At 42.2% G+C, this 7119-nt stretch carries 8 protein-coding genes; 6 read left to right on the top strand and 2 right to left on the bottom strand.

Annotated elements, in window-relative coordinates:
- The first annotated feature begins 69 nt into the window (after nucleotides 1–69).
- From WFH18_RS11195 to WFH18_RS11220, 6 genes are all read left to right on the top strand, one after another.
- Nucleotides 70–1203: a porin gene (locus WFH18_RS11195; protein WP_004278706.1), complete on the top strand. Its 1134-nt coding sequence runs from the start codon at nucleotides 70–72 to the stop codon at nucleotides 1201–1203.
- Between the two features lie 436 nt (nucleotides 1204–1639).
- On the top strand, nucleotides 1640–1831 hold the full coding sequence (gene cydP, locus WFH18_RS11200; protein ID WP_004278707.1) for a cytochrome oxidase putative small subunit CydP: 192 nt from the start codon (nucleotides 1640–1642) through the stop codon (nucleotides 1829–1831).
- A complete protein-coding gene (locus WFH18_RS11205; RefSeq protein WP_005262762.1) occupies nucleotides 1831–3417 on the top strand; it encodes a cytochrome ubiquinol oxidase subunit I in 1587 nt (528 codons plus the stop codon). Before cydP ends, WFH18_RS11205 begins: the two co-directional genes overlap by 1 nt.
- On the top strand, nucleotides 3414–4559 hold the full coding sequence (cydB, locus tag WFH18_RS11210; protein WP_004278709.1) for a cytochrome d ubiquinol oxidase subunit II: 1146 nt from the start codon (nucleotides 3414–3416) through the stop codon (nucleotides 4557–4559). The genes WFH18_RS11205 and cydB overlap by 4 nt, the downstream gene beginning before the upstream one ends.
- 26 nt (nucleotides 4560–4585) lie before the next feature.
- Nucleotides 4586–4687 (top strand): cytochrome bd-I oxidase subunit CydX, encoded by a 102-nt coding sequence (gene cydX / locus WFH18_RS11215; RefSeq protein WP_004278713.1) that lies wholly within the window; start codon nucleotides 4586–4588, stop codon nucleotides 4685–4687.
- 3 nt (nucleotides 4688–4690) lie between these two features.
- Nucleotides 4691–4993 (top strand): cyd operon YbgE family protein, encoded by a 303-nt coding sequence (locus tag WFH18_RS11220; protein WP_004278714.1) that lies wholly within the window; start codon nucleotides 4691–4693, stop codon nucleotides 4991–4993.
- Between the two features lie 21 nt (nucleotides 4994–5014).
- Here the strand turns inward: WFH18_RS11220 and WFH18_RS11225 are convergent, their stop codons facing one another.
- Entirely contained in the window at nucleotides 5015–5683 is a 669-nt protein-coding gene (locus WFH18_RS11225; protein WP_005247214.1) for a DUF6988 family protein, read from the bottom strand.
- Nucleotides 5684–5771: 88 nt separating this feature from the next.
- Nucleotides 5772–6911, bottom strand: coding sequence for a rod shape-determining protein RodA (gene rodA / locus WFH18_RS11230; protein WP_004278715.1), 1140 nt, complete (start codon nucleotides 6909–6911; stop codon nucleotides 5772–5774).
- Nucleotides 6912–7119: the final 208 nt, after the last annotated feature.

Below are 7119 nucleotides of genomic sequence, written 5' to 3' on the forward strand. Positions count from 1 at the left end.
GATGTTTCAAAACAATACTGAAACTTGTTTTTAAGACGATGAATAAAAAAGTCTTTATTGGAGCAACACATGAAAAAAACGTTATCTGCATTAGCAATCGGGGCAACAATTTTAACACCAGTGATGGCAGCTGCTGCTGATGTTAAAGTGTATGGTCGTGCACACGTTTCTTTAGATTATCTGGACGATGGCCAGGATTATAACGAAGTAGGTCTTTCTTCAAACTCTTCACGCCTAGGCTTTAAAGCTGAACAAAAACTAGAAAATGGTATGACCGTATTTGGTCAAATCGAACAGGAAATTAACTTTGCAAGTGGTTCTGCAAACGATGATGTTGAATTTGCAACTCGCGATACTTTTGTTGGTTTAAAAGGTGATTTCGGTCAAGCGCGTATCGGCCGTTTTGACAGCCCATTCAAAGTAGCACGTGGCCCGGTCAACTTCTTTGGTGATATGGTCGGTGATGTTCGTAACGTCACACGTGCTGGCAACTTGCGTTTTGATGAACGTAATAACAATACCATTGAATATAAATCACCTAAGTTTGGCGGCGGCTTTAATGTTTTAGCAGCACTTTCTTTACACGAAGGTAATAGCCCTGATAGCGTGTCAACGTCTTCACCAAAAACTACTGTAATTGAAACTGTGAATGGTCCAGTAACAGTAGTCGTACCGGGAACCACAACTACTACCAATAAAGATAATCGCGATGATAAAGCATACGACCTCGCTTTAACCTATAAAGAAGGTAAAGTTGATTTTGCTGCTGCCTATGAACATTATGAAGAAGATGCAGGTCGTGGCGAACGCGATGGTTTCCGTATTGCTGGTGCTTACAAAATCACCCCTGAATTCAATCTGGGCGGTTTATACCAATTCCTTCAACATGATAATTCTGAAGCAAACCCAGATGCACAAGTATTTGGTGTAGCCGGTGAATATAAATTTGCACCAAAAACCTCATTCCGTGGTGAAGTATTCCACCGCGATGTCGATGCCGATGATGCGAATGCAACTTTACTGGCAATCGGACTTGAACACCGTTTAGATCCAACAGTCCGCATTTATGGCAACATAGCAACTGTACTAAATGATGAAAACTCAAACCTTACCCCTTGGGCACAAGGTCGTACCAATGCTGTAGGTGGCGCACGCGGTGAAGACAGCCTAGGTCTTTCTCTAGGCATGCGTTACGACTTCTAAGTCCAGTCTCCCTCACAAAGCTTAAAAAGAACATGCCTCCAGCATGTTCTTTTTTTGGTGTGTTTTTTATCAATATAAATATAGTGAGAAAGATTGTGACACTGATATTCAACCCTCATAAAACCAACCAGTTTAGTTTGATTAATTTTATTCTTTATTTTAAAACCAAGCATTTTAATCAGATTAAAAAATATTAATCCAACTAAAATAATCTACATTAAAATATATAAATATAAGCATTTTAGTCGGATTTAAAAACCGATAAAATTACATAAAATAATAAAAAATATTTAGAATAAATTTTAACTCATATAAATATATATTTAATATTTTCAAACATTTATAAATATATATTTATTTAAACTGTATCGTCTATTTATTTTTTAGTTACAATAGATTAATAATATACAACAAGTCATATAACAGGCTTAGTCGAATGAGCTTAGTTCCCAAAAATCTAAACCAGAGAGTGGTTAGAGAAATAACCGCTATTTTAATTATCAAGGTTATTCTACTGATGGTAATTAAAAATATCTGGTTTGATGCGCCTACGATTCCTAAAAATTTTGATAACCAAGTCGCCGAGCGTATCGCCGGCAATCCTTCCCAAATCCAGGAGACACGTTGATGATTTCTGAAAGCGTGGTCGATCTCTCGCGGTTCCAGTTCGCCATGACCGCGATGTATCACTTTATTTTTGTTCCACTGACGCTAGGTCTGGCATTTCTGCTTGCCATTATGGAAACCACCTATGTGATTTCCGGCAAAGAAATCTACAAAGACATGACCAAGTTCTGGGGAAAGCTGTTTGGTATTAACTTTGCCTTAGGGGTAACCACGGGCCTGACCATGGAGTTCCAGTTCGGAACCAACTGGGCTTATTACTCGCATTATGTCGGTGATATTTTCGGTGCACCACTGGCGATTGAAGGTTTGATGGCCTTCTTCCTTGAATCGACATTTATTGGCTTGTTCTTCTTTGGCTGGGATCGCCTGTCCAAAGTGCAACATCTGGCAGTAACCTGGCTGGTGGCTTTAGGCTCGAACATGTCCGCACTCTGGATTCTGGTCGCCAATGGCTGGATGCAAAACCCGGTCGGTTCGGCATTTAACTATGAAACCATGCGTATGGAAATGGTGGACTTTGCTGCATTGATCTTTAATCCGGTCGCTCAGGTTAAATTTGTGCATACAGTATCTGCCGGTTATGTCACAGGTGCCATCTTCGTCCTGGCTATTTCAAGTTACTACATGCTGAAAAAACGTGACTTGCCTTTTGCACGCCGTTCTTTTGCCATTGCAGCCATCTTCGGGCTTGCTTCTACACTTTCAGTGATTTTACTGGGTGATGAATCAGGGTATGAGCTGGGCGATGTACAGAAAACCAAACTGGCAGCGATTGAAGCAGAATGGGATACTCACCCTGCACCTGCGCCATTTACTTTGTTCGGTATCCCGAATAAGGAAACCATGACTACAGATTATGCAGTGAAAATTCCTTATGTAATGGGTCTGATTGCTACACGTTCTACGACTGAACAAGTTACAGGTATTAAGGACCTGCTGGTTCAGCATGAAGCGCGTATCCGTAATGGTATGGTGGCCTATTCACAACTGGAAAAATTACGTGCTGGTGATCAGTCTCCAGAACTGAAAACCGCTTTTGAAGAAAGCCAAAAAGACTTAGGTTACGGTCTACTTCTGAAAAAATACACACCAAATGTCGTTGATGCTTCTGAAGAGCAAATCAAAGCAGCTGCTAAAGACACTATTCCACACGTACCAAGCCTGTTCTGGGCATTCCGTGCCATGGTAGCTTCCGGCTTCCTGATGCTACTTCTATTTGCACTGGCAACTTTTGCGGTAGCAAAACGTAATGCTGAAAACAAACCATGGTTATTGAAATTTGCATTATTTGCACTGCCTTTACCTTGGGTTGCTGCGCAAACTGGCTGGTATGTAGCAGAAGTAGGTCGTCAACCATGGACTATTGGTGAGGTATTACCGACGCATCTTTCAGCATCAAGCTTAAGCACAGGTGATGTCTGGGGTTCAATCCTCGCATTGGCAGCATTCTATACCGTGTTACTGATTATCGAGATGTATCTGATGATCAAGTTCTCACGTCTTGGCCCAAGCTCACTGCATACTGGTAAATACCATTTTGAAAAGCTTGCAGCTGCAGAAAAGTCAAATGGGGAGACTCACGCATGATCGAATATGAATTATTAAAAATCATTTGGTGGGTGCTGGTAGGCGTATTGCTGATTGGCTTTGCCCTCACCGACGGCTTCGATATGGGCTCCATGGCGATCATGCCATTTGTGGGCAAAAATGATAGCGAGCGCCGTGCAGCGATCAATACCATTGCGCCGCACTGGGACGGTAACCAAGTCTGGTTTATTACTGCCGGCGGTGCTTTGTTCGCTGCCTGGCCAATGGTCTATGCAACCGCCTTCTCTGGCATGTACTGGGCACTGTTGCTGGTACTGTTTGCCCTATTCCTGCGTCCGGTCGGTTTTGACTATCGCTCAAAACTGGAAAATACCAAATGGCGCAATTCATGGGACTGGGGTCTAGCCATTGGTGGTGCAGTGCCTGCATTGGTCTTCGGTGTGGCATTCGGCAACATGTTCCTGGGTGTACCATTTACTTTAGATGAAACTGTACGTTCTACTTATACTGGTAGCTTCTTTGCACTACTGAATCCGTTTGCTATTGTGTGTGGTCTGGTCAGCTTATCGATGCTGTGTGCACATGGTGGTGCATGGTTAATGCTGCGTACTGATGGTGACCTACGCCAACGTTCTGCCAAAGCAACACAAATCATGGGTCTGGTTTATCTGGTTACCTTCCTGGCTGCAGGCGCTTGGCTGTACTTTGGTGGTATTCAAGGTTATACACTGGTTACACCTTTTGATACCAATGGTGTTGCCAACCCGCTCGCCAAAGAAGTGCTGACCAATGCCAATCCAGGCTGGATGAATAACTACTCGACTTATCCAATCACGATGGCAGCGCCTATTGTCGGCATTTTGGGCGGTTTGATCATTGTACTGGCAGCAGGTAAAAATAAAGCAGGCTTGAGCTTCCTGGGTTCATCTCTGGCAGTTATCGGTGCAATTCTGACTGCTGGTTTCGCCCTATTCCCTTTCCTGATGCCTTCAAGCATTAACCCGGTTGCAAGTCTGACCATGTGGGATGCGGTATCTAGTAAAAATACCTTAACCGTTATGACCGTTGCTGCCTGTATCTTTGTTCCACTGATCCTGATCTATACCACTTGGTGTTATTACAAGATGTGGGGCGTGATTACCAACAAACACATTGAAGATAATTCACACAGCCTGTACTAAGGGCTGTGTCTTAAGGAGAGACAACTATGTGGTATTTTGCTTGGATTCTGGGTGTACTGATGGCATGTTTTGCCAGTGTGATTGCTGCCATTTACATGGAACAACACCAAGACCTAGATGAGGAATAAAACATGACCGAAGCTGCGCTTGAGAAAACCGTTGTAGACAAGAAACCAAACAAATTTGCGATGATGATTTCCTGCCTCCTGGCTTTTCCTCTCGCAGCAGTGTTATTGGTTCATCCTTCTGCAATGCTGGATGCCAACGGTGAATATAGCCATAGTGCCATGATGTATATCATGATTGGTATTTCTGGAGGCTTTGTCCATGGTGTTGGCTTTATGCCGCGCCACTGGTTCTGGAAATGGTTGTTTAGTCCATTCTTGGCATGGCCTTTAATGATCTGGGGCTATTACACCTGGTTTCTCAGTTAAAGTATGAAATTAAAAAAGCCCTCAAGTGAGGGCTTTTTGATATCGCTTATCGATTTCTGCTTTTTGTTCTACTGTTATATCACTCTGCATCTGGAAACAATTTCTATATTGCGCATGAATGTGATGAATATACTTTTCTTTACCCGCATGTCTTAACAATATTTGTGCAGCCATCGTAATAAATCCATTTACTTGTTTAATAATCACAAGCATTTGCTCATCAGCTAATCCTGCTCTTTTTTGAATTAATGAATTTCGTCCTGTATGAACAATAGAATGCAAATGTTTTAATGAGTAAAATTTAAACTCTTTAAATATCTCTACTATATGAGCTATCTCTACAATATTCTCTAATTTCGTTATCATTTCTACTGCTGTCGGGATTTTAATATTCTTTAAAAGGTCATCTGCATTATTTAATTCAAACTTTTGTATTTCTTGATTTGAGGCAACCATAAGTAACCAGTAAGCTCTAACGACCGCCTCAAACTGAATTCTAAACAAGGCAAGCGCAGATATATCTCTTTTTATTTCCAGTAAACTGAGAATAGCCACACCATGCTCAATCGACAATTCACAGCATTGATAAACTATCTCAAGCCGAGGCCCACCCTCCAAAAATATTGAATTATTTAATTCACTCCCAAGCTCTACCAACATTTTTTCTGATTCACGAAAAATATTACTCAAACTTAACTTCCTTTTTATACTTAATAGAGATTTATGTTTTGTTTTAAGAATACTAAAAAAGCCGGAACCAGTCCGACTTTTAGAATAATTATCGATGAGTATGAATCGACATCACAATGCCCATCCCGGCCAACATGGAAATCACCGCCGTTCCGCCATAGCTCATCAGCGGCAATGGATCTCCGGTCACAGGTAAAATCCCGCTCACCATGCCGGAGTTTAAAAATACAAAGAAGAAGAAGGTCAGTCCCATGGCTCCAGCATATAAACGGCCAAAGTTATGAAAGCTGTTTAAACCAATCATCAAACAGCGAATAATAATGGCAGTGAATAAACTGAACAGCAGAAAAACACCGATAAAACCGAATTCTTCAGCATACGTCGACATAATAAAGTCAGTATGATGTTCAGGCAGATAACCTAAATGTGATTGCGTACCTTCGGTATAGCCTTTGCCCGTGGAACCACCTGAACCAATGGCAATTTTGGACTGGATAATATTCCAGCCCGCGCCCAAGGCATCCGACTCCGGATCAAACAAGGTGGTAATACGCTTTTTTTGATACTCTTGTAGCACAAACATCCATGCAACCGGTGCTGCCACAGCAACTGCTGCAACTGCACCACCAATCAGACGCCATGACATGCCACTTAAAAATAGAACAAAAATACCGGGAATCACCAAACCAATATTCAAGTCAGGCTGAAGCGCCACCAAAACAAATGGTATGCCCAATAAAATCAAAGCCCCGACAATATGCAAAAATTTGGGAGGAAACGGCTTACGTGCAAAATACCATGCCATCATCAAAGGCATCGCAAATTTCATTACCTCACTCGGTTGCATGCTTCCCACCCCCGGCAAGGTAATCCAGCGGGTTGCACCTAAACGTTTTTCACCAATCACAAAGACCAGAAGCAGCATGAAGATCCCGAAGGCATACAGGTATGGACTAATCGCCTGATAGACTTTCGGTGGAATCTGCGCACAGATAAATAGCAGCACAAAACCAATCCCGAAACTGACGGCCTGACGCACCACCATGCCAGAGTCTTCGGAGGTCGCGCTATACACCACCATTAAACCCAGGATTGCATTGAGAACCAGAAAGCACAATAACCATGGATCAAGGTGCAACTTGGTCCATCGAGATGAATCTTGCGGGTTAATACTACGTCCATCACGCAAAGAGTGACGTAAAAACCGATACTGCTGTGAAGGTATCATTGGCCAAAAGGTGAAAAAGAATGATGGCAAAATTATAAGTGAAAGCTATAGCGAATAGATCGCTACAGCCAGATTTATTCTGCTTTTATTTAGGGTGTGTTGACACTTTTAGCTTAAAAAAATAGCGAAGTAGTAAAATCAAATCGCCAAACCCAATTTTACTATTCGCTATGCCTCGTACCATGCTGACAGATCAACACTGGCAAAA

This window comes from Acinetobacter sp. USHLN143 (assembly GCF_037145695.1).
Lineage (GTDB): Bacteria > Pseudomonadota > Gammaproteobacteria > Pseudomonadales > Moraxellaceae > Acinetobacter > Acinetobacter fasciculus.